The organism is Marinobacter sp. L-13 (assembly GCF_056857715.1).
Genome location: NZ_JBSXNQ010000057.1, coordinates 16,681 through 34,332 on the forward strand (window position 1 = coordinate 16,681; position 17,652 = coordinate 34,332).

At 57.1% G+C, this 17,652-nt stretch carries 15 protein-coding genes and 1 tRNA gene; 8 read left to right on the forward strand and 8 right to left on the reverse strand.

Features of this window, described 5'->3' with window-relative positions:
* Positions 1–24 precede the first annotated feature (24 nt).
* Complete coding sequence (locus AC13DD_RS12395) at positions 25–1,371, reverse strand: tyrosine-type recombinase/integrase (RefSeq protein ID WP_482931238.1); 1,347 nt, start codon at positions 1,369–1,371, stop codon at positions 25–27.
* Between the two features lie 288 nt (positions 1,372–1,659).
* Here AC13DD_RS12395 and AC13DD_RS12400 point away from each other — a divergent pair, with 288 nt between their 5' ends.
* The 3 genes from AC13DD_RS12400 to AC13DD_RS12410 all read left to right on the forward strand — a co-directional run bounded on the left by AC13DD_RS12400 (position 1,660) and on the right by AC13DD_RS12410 (position 3,694).
* The gene (locus AC13DD_RS12400) at positions 1,660–2,334 is read left to right on the forward strand and encodes a spermidine synthase (RefSeq protein WP_482931239.1); all 675 of its coding nucleotides are present in this window, start codon (positions 1,660–1,662) and stop codon (positions 2,332–2,334) included.
* Between the two features lie 97 nt (positions 2,335–2,431).
* On the forward strand, positions 2,432–3,010 hold the full coding sequence (locus AC13DD_RS12405) for a Tll0287-like domain-containing protein (RefSeq protein WP_405419067.1): 579 nt from the start codon (positions 2,432–2,434) through the stop codon (positions 3,008–3,010).
* A gap of 36 nt (positions 3,011–3,046) precedes the next feature.
* On the forward strand, positions 3,047–3,694 hold the full coding sequence (locus tag AC13DD_RS12410) for an MBL fold metallo-hydrolase (protein WP_053114847.1): 648 nt from the start codon (positions 3,047–3,049) through the stop codon (positions 3,692–3,694).
* Between the two features lie 27 nt (positions 3,695–3,721).
* On the opposite strand, the gene AC13DD_RS12415 is transcribed toward AC13DD_RS12410, so the two are convergent.
* A complete protein-coding gene (locus AC13DD_RS12415; protein WP_092033993.1) occupies positions 3,722–5,347 on the reverse strand; it encodes a methyl-accepting chemotaxis protein in 1,626 nt (541 codons plus the stop codon).
* Between the two features lie 284 nt (positions 5,348–5,631).
* On the opposite strand from AC13DD_RS12415, the gene AC13DD_RS12420 reads away from it, so the two are divergent.
* Positions 5,632–6,297, forward strand: a complete 666-nt coding sequence (locus AC13DD_RS12420) for a hypothetical protein (protein ID WP_008171411.1) — start codon at positions 5,632–5,634, stop codon at positions 6,295–6,297.
* Between the two features lie 21 nt (positions 6,298–6,318).
* Here the strand turns inward: AC13DD_RS12420 and AC13DD_RS12425 are convergent, their stop codons facing one another.
* The gene (locus tag AC13DD_RS12425) at positions 6,319–6,942 is read right to left on the reverse strand and encodes an L-threonylcarbamoyladenylate synthase (RefSeq protein WP_008171409.1); all 624 of its coding nucleotides are present in this window, start codon (positions 6,940–6,942) and stop codon (positions 6,319–6,321) included.
* Positions 6,939–7,295 (reverse strand): BolA family protein, encoded by a 357-nt coding sequence (locus tag AC13DD_RS12430; protein ID WP_008171407.1) that lies wholly within the window; start codon positions 7,293–7,295, stop codon positions 6,939–6,941. The genes AC13DD_RS12425 and AC13DD_RS12430 overlap by 4 nt, the downstream gene beginning before the upstream one ends.
* Positions 7,296–7,572: 277 nt before the next feature.
* Here AC13DD_RS12430 and AC13DD_RS12435 point away from each other — a divergent pair, with 277 nt between their 5' ends.
* The 4 genes from AC13DD_RS12435 (at position 7,573) to AC13DD_RS12450 (ending at position 14,833) form a co-directional block, all read left to right on the forward strand.
* A complete protein-coding gene (locus AC13DD_RS12435) occupies positions 7,573–9,756 on the forward strand; it encodes a DNA topoisomerase III (protein WP_092034027.1) in 2,184 nt (727 codons plus the stop codon).
* A gap of 111 nt (positions 9,757–9,867) precedes the next feature.
* The gene (locus tag AC13DD_RS12440; protein WP_008171403.1) at positions 9,868–10,602 is read left to right on the forward strand and encodes a response regulator transcription factor; all 735 of its coding nucleotides are present in this window, start codon (positions 9,868–9,870) and stop codon (positions 10,600–10,602) included.
* Positions 10,595–12,232, forward strand: coding sequence for a FecR family protein (locus AC13DD_RS12445; protein ID WP_008171400.1), 1,638 nt, complete (start codon positions 10,595–10,597; stop codon positions 12,230–12,232). Before AC13DD_RS12440 ends, AC13DD_RS12445 begins: the two co-directional genes overlap by 8 nt.
* A gap of 33 nt (positions 12,233–12,265) precedes the next feature.
* Entirely contained in the window at positions 12,266–14,833 is a 2,568-nt protein-coding gene (locus AC13DD_RS12450) for a CHASE2 domain-containing protein (protein WP_273084759.1), read from the forward strand.
* 31 nt (positions 14,834–14,864) lie between these two features.
* On the opposite strand, the gene AC13DD_RS12455 is transcribed toward AC13DD_RS12450, so the two are convergent.
* The 4 genes from AC13DD_RS12455 to lpxB all read right to left on the reverse strand — a co-directional run bounded on the left by AC13DD_RS12455 (position 14,865) and on the right by lpxB (position 17,636).
* Positions 14,865–15,359 (reverse strand): fibronectin type III domain-containing protein, encoded by a 495-nt coding sequence (locus AC13DD_RS12455; RefSeq protein WP_482931240.1) that lies wholly within the window; start codon positions 15,357–15,359, stop codon positions 14,865–14,867.
* Between the two features lie 263 nt (positions 15,360–15,622).
* Positions 15,623–15,699 (reverse strand) — tRNA-Met (locus tag AC13DD_RS12460).
* A gap of 69 nt (positions 15,700–15,768) precedes the next feature.
* Positions 15,769–16,455, reverse strand: a complete 687-nt coding sequence (gene rnhB / locus AC13DD_RS12465; protein WP_053114841.1) for a ribonuclease HII — start codon at positions 16,453–16,455, stop codon at positions 15,769–15,771.
* Positions 16,455–17,636 carry a lipid-A-disaccharide synthase gene (gene lpxB, locus AC13DD_RS12470; protein WP_092031647.1) on the reverse strand — a complete coding sequence of 394 codons (1,182 nt, stop codon included), beginning with the start codon at positions 17,634–17,636 and terminating at the stop codon, positions 16,455–16,457. Before lpxB ends, rnhB begins: the two co-directional genes overlap by 1 nt.
* Between the last annotated feature and the right edge of the window lie 16 nt (positions 17,637–17,652).

Sequence of the window (17,652 nt, forward strand, 5' to 3'; positions counted from 1 at the left end):
ACTCAGGAATTATGGTTAATAATCCTAGTGCCGGCGTTTCCGTGGCAACTTTCCTGTGTATGCATACCTGGCGTAGGCGTTGAGCAGTTGCAGGCGACGATCCAAGATCTGTTCGCTCAGATAAGCTGCGCGGGTCTCATCGCTGTCCAGGTGCGCCAAACTGAGCTCGGAGACCACATCATCAAAATCTGTCTTAGCTGCGGCAAAATTTTTGAAGCAGCTTCTCATTCCGTGTGCACACGCGATCTTGTTATACCGAGGGTCCATAAATCCTTTGCCGCCAGCCTTCAAAGACTCTTGATGAATTGCCTTCACAGTGTTGTTCAGCGCGTTCTCGCTGATCTGCACTTTTTCTTTGTAACCCGGAAATACGTATCGTCCGGACCGAGGCATGCTCCGGAGGATTTCTATTGCCCGTGGCACCAAAGGCACCACGTGCAGCTCATTCGGGCCCCTGTTCTTCATTTTCGAGCCTGGAATCGTCCAAGTTCCCTCGTCGAGATTGATTTCCGGCCATTCAGCAAATTGAACCTCTGTCGGTCTGGCGATAGTCAGTATTTGAAATTCCAATGCACGGGCGGGCGTCGTGTCTCGCTCCAGCAGAAATTTCATAAACTCGGGCAGGTCATGATGCCGCATCGCAGGTTTATGCCGAGTGTGGTGGATACGCTTTGCCGGTGGCAGCCAGCCATCCAAATTGTCGTCCCAATCTGCAGGATTCTTCCCGGAAACCAAGTTGCGAGATGCCGCCAGCTTCCATACTTGGGCAATAGTCTGACGAATTCTGGTAGCCGTTGGTGTTTGGGTGGTCCATAGCGGATTCAGAACTCGTACTACGTCCTCAACTGTTAAGTCGCCGATTCGGGTATCACCAATCTCCACCAGACATCGATCAATCCCCTTCCGTAGCCGGTTTCGCTGCCTTTGAGGATTCTTGCCGCGAAAAGTCACCTCTTTAATCTTGTAATATTCCTCCGCGATCTCACCAAAGGTGACTTGTTTCCGTTGGCGCTCACGGGCTCTGGCCTTTCGCTCCTGATTCTGTTCAACAGGATCCACGCCATTGCGGATTTCCTCCTTTTTCTGGCGGGCCTGCTCTCGCGCCTCTCCTAGGCTCACATCGGGATAGCCTCCCAGGCCAATCTCGCGACGACGGAGGCCCACCGTCGTAACCAGAAGCCAAGAGCGAGAGCCAATTTCCTGTCCGGCCGCTGGCGGACGACATTGCAAAACTAGACCGTCTACCCCACCCACCCTGTGATAAGCAACACAAGGTTCTCCGGCTTTTCGAGTTTTACTGTCCTTTTTCACTACCCCATGGCGGAGGTTGCGAACTTGGGCAGGCCCCATTTCAGGAACTTTTTTTGGCATCGTTTAGCTCCACACTTCAATCTACCCATCATCTCACCCCTCAAAGAACCTGTCGCAAGATGGGTAAATGTGTCCATAAACGATACCATCAAAAACTCATATAGCAATATTTTTTATTTTAATACAGTAGCTTAGTTACCAGATGAGACATTCTGAGTCCAAATTAGATATTAGTGTGGAACCTGCCGGGGGTACCACCTCTCTATAACCCCGATTCTCGGTCCGTGATATTCAACCTGGCTCCAGGCGAGCTAAACTGCCCCTCCTTACCGACATCAGGACTTCTCAATGGCCCGCTTTACCGAAATCGGAACCGCAACGATCCCCGGCAAGGGAACCCGATTACGTCTTTTACAGCGAAATGATGAATTTTCCATCAAAATTGCCGGCACCACCGGAGAATTGATGAACAGCCGAATCCACGGCTCGGAGGATGCTCTTGCCACCCTGGCGTGCGAACGGATTGCCGATCAGCCTGCTCCCCGGGTTCTTATCGGCGGCCTGGGCATGGGGTTCACGCTGGCAGCAGCGCTGGCCGCTCTGGGCGACGATGCGCAGGTGACGGTAGCCGAGCTGGTTCCCGAAGTAGAAGCCTGGAATCGCGGGCCGCTGGGCTCTGCGGCGGGCAACCCGCTGAACGACCCGAGAGCGCAGGTTCACATTGGTGATGTGGCCGAATTACTCAGAAACAGCGACGGCGAATGGGATGCCATCCTTCTCGATGTCGACAACGGCCCGGAAGGCCTCACCCGCAAAGAAAACAACTGGATCTACTCACCGGATGGCATTGCGGCCGCCCAGAACGCCCTGCGACCAGATGGCATCCTTGCCTACTGGTCTGCCGGCCAGGAGCATTCCTTCACAGAGAGGCTGCGACGGGCAGGATTTTCTGTTGAGCCCGTTACTGTGAGGGCCTTGCGACCCGGCAAGGGTGCCCGCCACGTTATCTGGCTGGCGTGGTAATCATTCATCGGCTCTACCGGAATCTGTCCTGGCTCAATTTGAGATTATTCTTTTGTTATATACTTATTCCAAAGCCAAGAAGCCCGGGAGAGATTCAATGACCAAACCGACCATCACAACAGCCTTGCTATGCTCCTTGCTTTCCATGCCACTTCTCGCGCAACCCCAAGCAGATAGCCCGAAAGCAATGGTTGCCGAAGCACGTTCCCTGGTGAAAAGCTTCGGCGGCTCACTGAAGCAGGCGCTCCAGGCGGCCATCAAAGAAGGCGGCCTCACAAACGGTATTGGTGTTTGCAAGACTGTGGCACCGGAAATCGCCAGCAACAACAGCAGCGGCGGCTGGGTAATCAGTCGGACCAGTCTGAAAGTCCGGAACCCGGAAAACACCCCGACCGACTGGCAGGAGATCCAGCTGCTGGCCATGGACAGACAGCCGGTAAAGAACGGAAAACCGGTGGAGGTCTGGCAGGTCTCCGAAGCGTCCGGACAGCCGGCGTTCCAATATATGAGCGCCATCCCGACACAGAAACTTTGCCTTGGCTGTCACGGTAAGTCCATCGCCCCGGAGGTGAAGGCAAAACTGGCTGAACTCTATCCTGAAGACAAGGCGACCGGCTTCTCCGAGGGCGATTTGCGGGGCGCGTTCGTTGTTACGCGGGATGTTCCAGTAAACTGATGGCACTAGCCATTTCTTCAGCGATTGAGAACAGGTATGTCACTGAACTACAGAATCATTCCGGTCACGCCTTTCCAGCAGAACTGCTCACTGATCTGGTGCGAAAAGACGCGCCGAGCAGCCGTAGTCGATCCGGGCGGGGATCTGGAGAAGATTCGCGCCGCTGTGGCTGAGGAAGACGTGACGGTCGAAAAAATTCTGCTTACCCATGCCCACATTGACCATGCCGGCGGAACTGCGGAGCTGTCCAAAGAGCTGGGTATTCCCATTGAGGGGCCGCAGAAGGAAGACAATTTCTGGATTGTTGGCCTGCCCCAGCAGGCGCAGATGTTCGGGTTTCCGGCCCCGGAAGTTTTCACCCCGGATCGCTGGCTGGAAGATGGGCAGCAGGTCACCGTGGGTAACCAGACCCTGGAAGTCCTTCACTGCCCCGGCCACACACCGGGACATGTGGTTTTTTACCACAAGGAATCCGGTCTGGCGCTGGTAGGTGACGTGCTGTTCCATGGCTCGATCGGACGCACGGATTTTCCAAAGGGCGACCACGCAACACTGATTCGCTCTATCAGGGAACAGCTGTTCCCGCTCGGCGACGAGGTTGCGTTCATTCCCGGACACGGTCCAATGTCCACCTTTGGCCGGGAGCGAGCCACCAACCCCTTTGTTTCCGACCATCGGGGCTGAGCCTGTCGCCAGACCCACGCCGCCGTTCTAAAGGCGGCTTTCCTGATTCAGCCGGAACTGTTCGATGGTTTTCCTGAGATTCTCGGCCATGGCCAGAAGGTCTCCGGCAATTCTCGCTGTCTCCTTGGCATCCCCGGAGGTCTGCTCTGCCGAGCGACTGATTTCAATCACGTTGTGATTAATGGATTCGGAGACATCGCTCTGCTCGTTGGCAGCGCTCTCCATTTCCTGATTGAGGTTGGTGATCTCCCGCACAGCAGAGGCAATGGTTTGCAGTTCAGACTCTACTGTCAGAATGGCTGAAACCTGATGCTCTGCCATCTCAGAGGCATGGCGCATGGTGGCCACACAATCGACAACCTCTCCCTTCAGTCCGTTGATGGTGTTCCGGATTTCCTCCGTTGAATCCTGGGTTCTCGACGCCAGCGCACGCACCTCATCGGCCACCACAGAAAAACCGCGCCCCTGCTCTCCGGCACGGGCCGCCTCGATGGCGGCATTGAGCGCCAGCAGGTTGGTCTGGTCAGCGATATTGGAGATTACCTCCAGCATATCCGACATCTGGCTGGTACGTTGATCCAGCTGCTCAATGCGTTTTGCGCCACTCTGGACCTCGGTGTTCAATGCCTCGATGCTTTTTACTGCATTCCGGGCAAGGCTCTCACCCTTGCTCGCTGATTCCGCAGTATCTGCGGATTTTCGGGTGGTATGAATGGCATTTTCCCGGACCTGAACCGCAGATGCGGCCATCTCGGTAGTGGCGCTGGCCACCTGATCTGTGTTGTCACGCTGGGCAAGCACTTCCCTCTCTGTCGTGTCAGCCTTCCCCGCAATGCTTCTGGCCGCCTGCTCAACCTGTTCGGCGTTGTCCATGACGGTATTCATGCTCTCCCGTATCTTCGCCATCATCCGGTTGAACGCCCGGGACACGGAACCGATCTCGTCGTTGCGGGTAACCTCAAGCTCAATGGTCAGGTCAGAATTTCTGGAGATCTCGTCCATGCGGTCGTGGAGTCGCCGCAAACGGGAAAACACCAGTCGACTCAAAGCGGCGGCGGTCAGGAAAAACACCGCAGCAAAGATGGCTACCTGAATACCGCCACTGGTCAGCAGTTGCTGCTGCAAACGGGCATCGCTGTCAGCCATGGAATAGTCCACCCGAATGGCTCCAAGAACGTCTCCCTCACTGGCCTGATGACAGCCAAGACAGTTGACGCCCTGATAGTTCTCCATCGCGATCACGGGCTCGATCAGTGTGTAGACTCGCCCGTCCTCATTGCTGGAATAGGACTCCACCCGCTCACCGGCAAGCGCTTTCTTGTCCAAAGGTTCCCGCTTCTGTTCCGACGCGTTGCCGTTGCCGAAGATCCGGTTCAAATGGTCACTGCGAATCACCCGCACGTCCAGCACGTCTTCAGACGCCATCACCTTTTTCCGAAGCACATCCCGGTTACCGATGGTGCCGGTGACCATCATGGTATTCAGCCCATCGAAATAGGATTTTGCCAGTCCATCCACGTATTTGTGGCTGAACTCTTCAAGATGATCACGCTGCGAGTCTGCACTGTAGATTACGGTAAACACGAGCACCAGGGAGAAGGCAGCCGCCAGAGCGGCAAGTAAGAGAAAGCGGATGGAATACTGTTTTTTCATGGTAACCCGACACAGAGACCGCGCGGCATGCGGCCAGGACGTTGTTTTGACGTTTCGTGATGACAACTAACTGTCGCCAAACTTTATAGATATGCGTCAATTATTTCCTGACCCAGATCAGATCCGGGAAAAGTCGTTTACACATGAAGGAAGGAGGGAGCCCTCAGCCCGGGACTTCATCGAGTTGGCCTGAAAGCTGCAGAGCATGATGACAAGCATTCGTGATTCCCAACGCTGACTGTTCGGAAACCGCACTCCGGTTGACCGAAGGAGGAAACCCATCCATGTCCCTACTGACATCTCTGATCCGGGCGAGCACCCAGTTCCAGCAGGCCATGGAAAGGCGCCAGACGCCTTCAACAGGGCCGGAAGCCGCGCCCGGCAAAGCACAGGCAAAGGCCATGGAAACCGAGCCGACACCTGGCGATGACCGTTTTACACCCTCGGAGAACAACCAGTCTGACCTCTCACGGCTGAAAGCCCGCCGACTGGCCATGACCGACTACAAACAAACTGTGGGGCAGGATCTTGCCTTCGTTCGAGAAACACTGCGGCACAAACTTGCCGAATACAACCTGCACCCGGCAACCGCATTGAACGTGAGCAAAACGGAGAATGGCAGCGTTGCGGTGGAAGGGAAAATCGCAGACAACACACGCATCCAGATTGAAAAAGACCTGAACGTAAACAAAAACTTCAAGGAAGCGTTCAATCGCCTCAGCGTTAACGAGCCAACGCTGCATTTCATGGACAATGCGCTCAAACTGAATCAGGCGTACGGGGTGAATAACCCGCTATTGGACACACTGATCAGCGAGAACCAGCAATTCAACGGCCTGCAGGACCTCGTGCACCGTTACGACACCATGCGCCGCTCAGTGAGTGCCGAGCAAATCGAAGCTGCAGGGAATAGCCGGGCGTACGCCTTTAATCTGAACGCCCGGGCATAAAGGAAAGACGGATCAGGAGAATCAGACCTCGAAAGGCGCCGGATCCCCCTTACCAACACGGGTAACCACCGGAGCCTCGCCGGTAAAGTCCACGACCGTGGTCGCTTCCATACCGCAGAATCCCCCGTCGATAATCAGATCCAGCTCATGCTCCAGGGTTTCCCGGATTTCATAAGGGTCTGTCATCGGATCGGTTTCGCCCGGCAGAATCAGAGTGCTACTCATGATGGGCTCACCAAGCTCGCCCAACAGCTCCTGAACAATGGCATTGTCCGGCACACGGACGCCTACTGACCGGCGTTTGGGATGAAGCAGCCGCCGGGGCACTTCACTGGTGGCATCCAGAATGAAAGTGTAGGGCCCGGGCGTGAAATTCTTCAGCAACCGGTACTGGGTGTTGTCCACCTTGGCATAGACCCCGATGTCCGAAAGATCCCGGCACACCAAGGTGAAGTTGTGCTTGTCATCCAGACGGCGAATCCGCTTGATCCGATCCGCCGCCTGCTTGTCACCGAGGTGACAACCAATGGCATAGGCGGAATCCGTGGGATACACGATCACCCCGCCACGACGCAGAATATCCACCGCCTGATTGATCAGACGCTTCTGTGGCGTCTCCGGATGAATCTGGAAAAACTGACTCATGAACCCTCTCCCTGTGCGGTCCGCGTCGCCATCGCCGGATCTTTCTTCGACCCGCCCATACAATTCGGAGATTCCGGCGCCGACTGCCCCGTCGCCTCCCATTCTTCCGGTGAGTATAGATGCAACGCCAGCGCATGAACCGGCCCCGCCAGTTCCTCGGCAAGCACCTTGTAAATCGCCTGATGCCGCCGCACCCTCATCTGCCCCTCAAATTCCGGCGACACCAGGGTCACCTTGAAATGAGTTTCAGAATTAGGAGGCACACTGTGCTTGTGGCTCTCGTTCTCCACCTGAAGCACACGCGCATCGAAGGCGTCGTTCAGCTTGGTTTCAATTGCATTCTGGATCTTCATGTTTCGAGACTCCTACAGCTCAACCCTGATGGAAGAGGGCGAATGGCGAACGGTCAGAAGCGGGTGTGGAGATGGCTTTCCCAAAAGTGTGTGTTGCCAAGGATGGCAGCACCAAGCCCCCATGGATGGGTTCACGGCGTCTTTTGGGAAAGCCATCTTCACAGCCGCCTCCACCAACACCCTCAGTCTACTACACATACAGGACACACCCGAGAGCCTTGACACCATAAAGCCAAAGCGCCACATTCCCATCCCGATTCCAAAACACCCAAACCCCATGCACCTGTACATCGCCGAAAAACCAAGTCTCGGCCGCGCCATCGCCGCTGCCCTCCCTGGCCCTCACCAGAAAGGCCAGGGCTGGATACGCTGTGGCACTGGCGAAAATGCTGCCACCGTTAGCTGGTGCATCGGCCACCTGCTGGAACCGGCAGAACCTGCACGCTATAACCCCGCTTGGAAGAAATGGCGCCAGGAAGACCTGCCGATGTTTCCCGACAAATGGGAGGTCATGCCCAAGGACAGTGTTCAGCAACAATTAAAGGTGCTGGAATCGCTGATTCGCCAGGCCAAGACCATTATTCATGCTGGCGACCCGGATCGGGAAGGCCAGCTGCTGGTGGACGAAGTTATCCGCTATTTCGGTGCCAGCGCCCCGGTTCAACGGATACTGATCAACGATTTGACGCCAGCGGCCGTGGCCCGGGCGATCCAGAGCCCCAGGGACAACCGGGAATTCCGTCGGTTATCCCATTCCGCCCTGGCCAGACAACGCGCCGACTGGCTCTATGGCATCAACCTGACCCGATTTTATACCCTCAGTTATCAGCGGCAGGGTGAACAGGGGGTCTATTCCGTTGGCCGGGTACAGACTCCGGTACTTGGCCTTGTGGTTGAACGTGACAATACCATCGAACACTTCCAGCCCAAGCCCTATTACCGCATTGAAGCAAGGTTCAGGGCTCAGGAGGAAGAAGCCGACCAGCAAACCTTCACCGCCCGCTGGCAGCCCAACGAGCAGTTCCAGGATTACCTGGATGAAGAGAACCGCCTGCTCAACCGGGAAGTCGCTGAACAGATTGCCGACAGCGTTCGAAACCGACCCGGCACCATCACCGAGTCCCGCTTTCGGGATCGGTCGGAAGCGCCACCGCTGCCGTTTTCCCTGTCGGCCCTGCAAATTGAAGCAGGCCGGCTATTCCGCATGGGTGCCAAAGACGTCCTGGATACCGCCCAGAATCTTTACGAGCGCCACCAGCTCATCACCTACCCGCGATCAGATTGCCGGTTTTTACCGGAAGGCCACTACAGCCAGCGGGAGCAGGTGATAAGAGCCATTGCCCGAGTGGCACCGGATCTGGAGCAAGCCTGCAACGGCGCAGACCTTGGCCGCAGGACTTCCGCGTGGAACGACAAACAGGTCGACGCCCACCACGCTATTATCCCAACCAGCCGCCCGACGCCGAACGGCAAACTCAGTGACGCGGAAGAAAAAATCTACGGACTGATCAGCCGGTACTATCTGATGCAGTTCGCGCCCGATGCCGTGCACAGGGAGGGTAAGCTAACGGTACGAGTGTCAGAGCACGAATTCCGCGCGACGGAAACGGCCATCCTGGTGCCCGGCTGGAAAACGCTGGAACTGAAACTGCGAGAAGCTCGCAAGGAACCGGAGAAGGCACCGCTTCCCAGACTGGAAAAAGGCGAACCGGTATTCTGCGACGATAGCAACCTCAGCGAGCGCAAAACCCAGCCGCCCCAGCATTTCACCGACGCGACCCTGCTCTCGGCAATGACCAACATTGCCCGATTTGTAACCGATACCGAACTTCGCAAAACCCTACGCGAGACCGATGGCCTGGGCACCGAAGCAACCCGGGCTGCGATCATCGATACCTTATTCAAGCGCGATTACCTGTACCGCGACAGTCGGCATATCCGCGCCACCGACAAAGCCAAGGCGTTGATCAGTGCTTTGCCCGAATCGGTCAGCAAGCCGGATCGCACGGCCGTCTGGGAAGCCAACCTGGAGAGCATTCGCCGTGGCGAGGGCGACCCCAGAAAGTTTCTGGATACCCTCAAAGAGGAGATCCGCGGCTTTCTGGCCAGGCCCCAGGGCCGCCCGACCGTCGACTCGGAGAGCATCGGCACAACCTCGCCAGAGGCACAGCCCCACTGCCCCAAATGTCGCGCCCCGATGCTGGAGCGAGAGGGCAAATTCGGCCGCTTTTTTGCCTGCACCCGCTACCCGGATTGCCGGGGCACCCGACCGCTGGAAGAAGCCACGCCTCAGGATGGCACTGGCCAGAAACCCATTCCATGCCCCCACTGTTTCTCGCCCCTGGTGCGACGAAAAGGGAAAAAAGGCTGGTTCTGGGGCTGCAGTAATTTCCCCGGCTGCCGACAAACACTGGACGACGACAACGGAAAGCCTTCAGTCCGTTTACGCAAGTCTACATAACGATACTGAACGCAGATCCACATTTTGTGATAATTGATTGATATAGCAGAGTAGTCCATTGAAAGCTCTGCTCGATACCAGGCAAGAGAGCGACACTCCGGGAGAGGCTTAATGCGTATTGCTTTGCTTGAAGATGAAACCGAACAGGCACAGCACATCCAGTCAATTCTGTCTGAAAGCGGGCACCACTGCGACAGCTTCCCGACCGGCCAAAATTTCCTGAGCGCGGTTCTGCACCGCAGCTATGACCTCCTGATTCTGGATTGGCAGATTCCGGACATGACCGGCATTGATGTTCTCGAGAGCGTTCGCGCCCAGCTGAACTGGCCGATTCCAGTCGTGTTTCTCACCCAGCGGGACAGCGAGGCAGATATTGTTCGGGCTCTGGATGCCGGCGCCGACGATTACCTGGCCAAGCCGGCCCGTGCGGCGGAATTGGGCGCGCGCATCAATGCTCTGGCGAGACGCTCCAATCCTGACAGCGAAAAGGAAGTGCTTCGCTATGGTCCGTTCGAAATCAACACGCAGCAAAGGGTCATTGCACTCCATGGTGAAGAACTGACGCTGACCGACAAGGATTTCGATCTGACCCTGTTCCTGTTCCAGAACCAGGGCCGGCTGCTGACTCGGGAAATGCTGCTTGAGCGCGTCTGGGGTCTGGCGCGGGATATCAATACCCGTACCGTGGACACGCATATGAGCCGACTGCGCCGTCGTCTCGGCCTGAACCCGGAAAACGGCTTCCGCATCAAGACCATTTACCAGCGGGGCTACCGACTGGAGGCCATGAAGGCGCAGGACCAGGCCTTTGACGTCGACGAACCCGCCAGGGCAGCCAATGACTGACAGCCCGGCTCCGCGATTACCGGCACTGCTGCTGATCCTTTCACTGCTTGCCTGGGCTGCCCCCGCGGCTGCCGAGCTTTCGGTAACGCGCGGTTCAGCCGGGCATTCTGACGTTTCGTCGGCCAACCCGGTGCCCGAGTGGATCTACACCTTGCGGCCGGGAGAAAGCTTTTCGGAAGTGGCCAACGACCTGCTCGCACCCAATTATCCCGCGAGTCGCCTTCTGCAATACAACAAGATTGGCAACGGTGCCATTCTGGGTGCCGGCGACAGTGTGCGAATTCCCCTTGCCTGGCTAAAGCGCCAACCTCAGCCGGCGCGGGCGACATCGGTCACCGGAACCGTACAGCTGATTTCCGGAAATACCGGTCGGAAAACACCCCTGAGTGAAGACGCCCTCATCCGCGTTGGTGATGAAATTCTGTCCGCGTCCGGGACCGCCACCATTGAACTGGCGGACGGCTCGGAAGTAAGGATTTCTCCGAATTCTCGACTCATCTTCAATCGCCTGACCCAATACGGCAAAGCCGGCATGGTCGATACCAGACTCCGACTCGACAGGGGCGAGATCCACACCCGAGTGAAGCCGGTCATGGAGGGAGGCGCACGATTCGAGATTGAAACGCCTTCGGCCGTCGCCGCCGTGAGAGGTACCGCATTTTCACTCCAGACATCGGCAGAGGGCACTCGCCTGCAGGTAACCGAGGGCGACGTTGACTTCGGGGCCCCCGGCAAGACCCGCCGGATCCCTGCGGGTTTCGGAGCCAGCCTGTCCACCACTAACAATGACGGCCTGAGCATTCGCCGCCTACCGCCAGCGCCGGCGCTCGATCCACTGCCACCGAGACTGACCCAACTGCCCACCACCATGACCTGGCAGGAAAGTCGCGCCCCCATGCACCGGGTGGACATCTTCGAAAGCGACACAGGCCGCTGGGTAGAAAGCCGAAAACTGACAGGCAACAGCTTTGATATCGGGCAACTGGATAATGGCAGCTATGAGGTACACCTGGCGGCACTCGATACTCGCGGCACGGCGGGGATGCCACGCGTCGTCCCGCTGGAAGTCGATCTTCAGGCCAGGACTGCCAGCCTGGTTGCTCCGGAAGATGGGGGCACCGTCAACGACGATATGCCCGAGTTTCGCTGGCAGCTTAACGGCGACAATGAAGTGGCTCGGGTAGAGATAGCCGAAGATCAGGATTTCCGGAACCTGATCGCCACCAGCGAGTGGGCACCCGAAACGGCTGCCCTGCCCTCACGCCCGCTTGGGCCTGGCAAGTATTACTGGCGCGTGGTGACCGAAGCAGGCGGCAATTCAGTTGCTACAACGCAGCCGCGGGAGCTGGTGGTCAATGGCAGCCTGCCTCCGGTTCGGATCATCAGCGTGAACTACATCGACAGCCAGGTAAGGGTGTTCTGGGAGAAGGTAGACACGGCGGCAGAATACCGACTGCAACTCTCGGAGGAGCCGGGCTTCAACAATATCATCAAGGAGGCAACACTGCCTGATACCACGGCAGCCTTGCGTCTTATTCCCGGAAGGCGGTATTTTGTGCGCCTGAAAGCTCTTTCTGATGGTCCACTGCAAAGCCGTTGGGGACCAGGGAGGGAATTGTACCTGGAATAATCCGTTGATCGACCGAACCACACAGCAGGGCTCATGAACCGGGATTGGCTGCCAATTAAAACGACCCCCTGGACTCTGGGCCTGATACTGCTGGCACTGCTCCTGCTTATCCAGACAACCGAACTACCTCAACGCCTGGATTACTGGCTGTACGACCAAGCCATCACCTCGAATCCACTGGAAGCCTCGGACGAGGTGGTTCTGGTGACGATCGACGAGCTGAGCCTGAATCGCCTGGGCCGCTGGCCCTGGCCCCGTAATCTGCACGCTGAGCTCATTGCCAAGCTCAACGAGGCAGGCGCAAAAACCATTGTGTTCGATATTCTGTTCGCCGAACCGTCGCCAGACGACCAGCAACTGGCAGAACAGATGCGAAGTCACGGCAACGTTATTCTGCCAGTCTATCTGTCGCCTCCCACCTCCCAGTACCTGTTAAGCGAACAATTGCCGGTTGGAGTGCTGGCTTCAGCGGCCGCCGGTCTGGGCCATGCTCATGTGGAACTGGACAGCGACGGCGTTGCCAGAGGTCTTTACCTGTTTAATGGCCTCGGGAACCAGCTCTGGCCAAGCCTTGCGCTGGCCGCAAGCGGTGTTGGACCACAAAATCCGGAGGCCGGGGATACGCCTTCCTATGTCAATATCCGGGATCAATACCGTGCCGTGCCCCTGATCGGTGGTGCCGGCTCTCTCCAGTCGTATTCTTTCTCGCAGGTACTCACTCAGCCGGCCGCACCCGAACACTTCAGTGGCAAAATAGTCTTTGTCGGTGCCACAGCCGCCGGTTTTGGCGACATACTGCCCACGCCCTTCTCGGGGCTGAGCCGTCCGATGTCCGGCGTTGAATTCCACGCCAACGTGTTGTCGGCATACATGCAGGGATTGTTGATTAAGCCGGCACCGGCGTGGGCGTCTGCCCTGCTGGCCATGACAACCATCCTGATACTCGCCCTCGCCCTGCCACCCATGCGCCCTGCGCGAACCCTTCTCGCCTGCGCGACGGTTCTGGCGGGACTGCTCGGAATCTATCTGTTCGTGCTGCTGACGATGCGATGGTGGTTTCCCCTTGCAAACGCACTGCTGGTTCCACTCTTGGCCTTTCCTGTATCCAGCGGCCTTCGACTGGCCATGACCAACCGATTTTTGAACCGTCAACTGGACGAACTGGCCAGAAGTCCCCAGGTCGCACTGCCCGCACCCTCGGGAAGGAACCCGACACAACTTCTGGAGCACTTCCAGGCCCTGTTTCGCCCCACAGGGTGGCTTTTGATGGAGGAGAACGACATCCTCTCCGCACGTGGACTGTCACAGAGCGATATTCCAGATGACCTGACTCCGGGGCACTGGTTTCACGACAGCAATCGCAGCTGGATTCAGCTATTGCGAGCCGGCACCCGCTATCACCTGGGCCTGCTGTTACCCAATGATCTCGGGCGCGAGGCCATCCAGCGCTATCTGCGCAGGCTTCACCTTGAGCAAGCCGTACCGGCGGATTCTGCAGCCAGACCCAGTGAAAACATTTCTGCACGAATCGAGCGGGTCCGCATCGCCACGGATCGGTTGAACCACATGCAGCAGTTCATCCGGAGAAGTTTTGAGCGCATGCCCGACGGTATCATCGTGACCGACGAACTGGGGGTCATCCGTTTTGCCAACGGCCACATAGAGGAATGGTTCCGCGAGCCCATGCCGAGCCTGGCCGGCCTTCCCCTGGTAAAACTGCTGGAGGGACACGATCCGCGGGAAACGCCACCCTGGCATGAAACCGTTTCCGACACCCTGACCCTATTACAGAGCCGCACCGTAGACCTCAGGATTCGCGACAAAGATTTCCTGATTCATTTTGCACCGTTTTCGCTGCCAGACAGCGACCAGCAAGGCATCATTGCCAATATTTCGGATATTTCGGAATTGCGGGAGCAGCAGCGCCAGCACCGCGAGGCAATCGACTTTATTTCCCATGACGTGCGCTCGCCTCTGGTTTCACAGCTTGCCCTGATCGAACAGTTGAAACGGGATCCCAGCCACATTGAACAGGAACAGCTGGAACAACTGGGGCGGCTGGCCCGGAGAAGCTATCACCTGGCCGAGGAATTCGTGCAGTTGGCCCGGGCGGAACAATTAACGGAAACCCGGTTCTACGAATGCGAATTTCTGGCGATCGTAGAGAACGCCCGTGACAGCGTCAGCGAGCAGGCTGTAGAGAAGCAGATACAACTCCAGTTACAGGGTACCGAGGATTTGTGGCTGAAAGGCAATGCAGAGCTTCTGGAGCGCGCCGTTATCAACCTGCTGACCAATGCCGTTCAATACAGCCCGAGTGGATCAGACGTCAGCATTCAGGTCTTCCGCGCTGGCCATCAGGCCTGTTTGACGATTGCCGATGAAGGTACCGGTATCGATCCGGAGGAACTGCCGCACCTGTTTGACCGTTACCGGCGTCAAAAAAGCACTGAGCTGGCCGGAGTCCACGGAACGGGACTCGGACTATCCTTCGTCAAAACCGTTGTTGAAAAGCATAGAGGGGAAATTTCGGTGTCGTCGCAACCGGGCGAAGGCTCTGCGTTCACCCTCAAATTGCCGATTGCAGACCCGATGGCCTGAGACTTCATACTCCAGGCCCGGGGTTCTAGTCTCAGGAACGGATGGACTTGCTCACAACATCGGAGGGCTCACTGATCAGCCCATTGGTATCCTGAACCTGGATAGTGAAATACCAGGTCCCTGCGTCCAGACCACTCACCTCGTAGGACATTTCCGCTTCGGCCTGAGCATTGGTGACAACCACCTCTTCGCTCAGCTCGTCAGCATCCTGACCGTACCGGATCACATATCTGTCGAGCTCACCCATCGGAATGCTCTCGCCGTTAACGCGAGTCAGGGGAGCGCTCCAGCTCAATACTGCGGAGCGTTCCGGAGACGAGATTCCCCCACTAGAGCTAGTTTGTGTGCCTGAAGAATCGGAAGAGCCACCACCGCCACACCCTGTGAGTAGTGCTCCCATAGCGAACGCGGCAATCCATGCCTGTGACACTTTGATGACGCGCTTCATGTGGTTTAAGCACCATTTTTTCGTCGATTTTGTGAAATTGTATAAAACGGGGCTGATTATCGATGTGAACTCTGTCATTCCCCTAGTTACGAAATTGTCAATTTCCCGTCAGGGACTCGTAATGAAGTTAGAGAAGTTACTGATTGGGAAGGCAAAAATTTGCCCGGAAGGGGCCGACAACAGGCGGCAGCACTGAAAAAATTCTATTGAGGGAGAAGTATGGGAGTAGCTTATAAAACAAAAGGCCCGCAAAAGCGGGCCCTTTCTCTACAGCGGTCTCGGTGACTCAGAAGCTCCGATTAGAAACAACAAAGCCCGCATAAGCGGGCTTTGTTAAATAGTGGTAGCGGGGGCTGGATTCGAACCAACGACCTTCGGGTTATGAGCCCGACGAGCTACCAGACTGCTCCACCCCGCATCAAAACTGGTTGTTTACCGGGCTACCCCGATCAACGTGCGCGTATATTAATGATTGGATTCAAAACTGTCAATCGATATCTTCGAAAAGGTCTGCCCGGTACTGAAGCTCTTCGGGCTCTGGGGCAGCGTGATCTTGATAGAATCCCACTGTTTCAATCACTTCCTGAACAGGTCGAAAGGAGCGGCGGTGTTCAATGGTTGCTCCGAGGCGGCGCAGGGCCTCCAGATGGACCGGGGTCGGATAACCTTTGTGCTGCGCCAGGCCGAACCCGGGGAAACGCGCTTCCAGCGCTTCCATTTCCCGGTCACGGGTTACTTTGGCAATAATAGAAGCGGCGCTGATGGCAGCCACCCGACTGTCGCCTTTGACAACCGGTTCCGACGGCCAGCGCCACTTGGGACAGCGATTACCATCCACCAGAACGTACTCAGGCACCACAGCCAGCCCCGATACTGCGCGCTCCATAGCCAGCATTGTGGCCTGGTAGATATTCAGCCGGTCGATTTCGTGGGACTCGCACCGGCCAATGCTCCAGGCTTTGGCATGCTCGAGAATCTGATCGTAGAGGGCGTTGCGACGCTTCTCGGTCAGTTTCTTTGAGTCAGCCAGGCCTGCGATTGGCCGGTCCGGATCCAGAATGACCGCGGCAGTCACGACGGCCCCGATGAGCGGCCCCCGACCGACTTCGTCCACGCCGGCAAGCAAAGAACCGGTGTAACGACACTCGAAGGGTGGCAAAGGGCTCTTGGGCATCAGTGGACACCCTGCTCTATCAGGTCTGAGATCGCCTGAGCGGCTTTTTCATCAGCCCCCTGCTTCAGTGAATGGTGCAACTCGGTAAAGGCTTCGTTAAGCCTCGCCCTCTCCTCTTTGTTCTCCAGTCGCTCAAGCACTGCTGCACCCAGACTCTCGGCCGTGGCGTCGTCCTGGAGCAGCTCTGGAACAAGCTGGCGCTTCGCGAGGAGATTGGGCAATGCGACATGAGGCACCTTCACCAACTTCGACAGAAGCGCATAGCTGAACCCGCTCAGGCGGTACCCTACAACCATCGGCTTTTTGAGAAGCATCGCTTCGAGTGTTGCCGTTCCAGAGGCCAAGAGCACAACGTCGGAGGCGGCCATAACATCCCTGGAACGCCCACGTACGATGGTAACCGGAAGCTTCACCTCCAACGCATCGACCAGATCGCGCACCTGCTTCTCCCGGTCCCGGTTCACGCAGGGGATCACCAACTGCAGATCAGGTCTTCTTTCCTGTATCCAGCGAGAGGCTTCAAGAAACAAGGTACCAAGTCTCTCCACTTCTCCTGCACGACTACCGGGAAGAACCGCCAGTACGGGTGCGTCCGCATCTATTCCCAACGACTCCCGCATCTTGAGGGTATCCGGCGCCATGGGAATTCGATCTGCCAGTGGATGGCCCACGAAGGCCACAGGCACCTGATGCTCCTCGTAAAACCTTGCCTCGAAAGGAAACAGGGTCAACATCAGGTTGACCGATTTGGCAATTTTGAAGATCCGCTTCTGCCGCCAGGCCCAAACCGATGGGCTGACATAATGCACGGAAAGAATGCCGGCCTCGCGGCAGCGCCGTTCGATCGCAAGCGTAAAATCCGGAGAATCGATACCGATCACAACATCCGGTGGCGTGGCGAAGAAATAGTCCAGGAGCCGGGCCCGGATGCTGAACAATTCACGAATTCGTCCAAGGACCTCCACCAGCCCCATGACCGAAAGACGTTCCATCGGCACCAGGGAATGAAATCCCTCCGCAACCATTTCCTCCCCGCCAATGCCGACGAACCGGGCCTGGGGATAGCGTTGGCGCAGCGAACGGATCAGGCCGGCACCGAGGATATCCCCCGATGCCTCACCGGCAATGATTCCGAATGTGATTTTACGCTCGCTGATGGTCGCGTGAGAAAGATCTGTCACCGACAGGCTCCTGCCG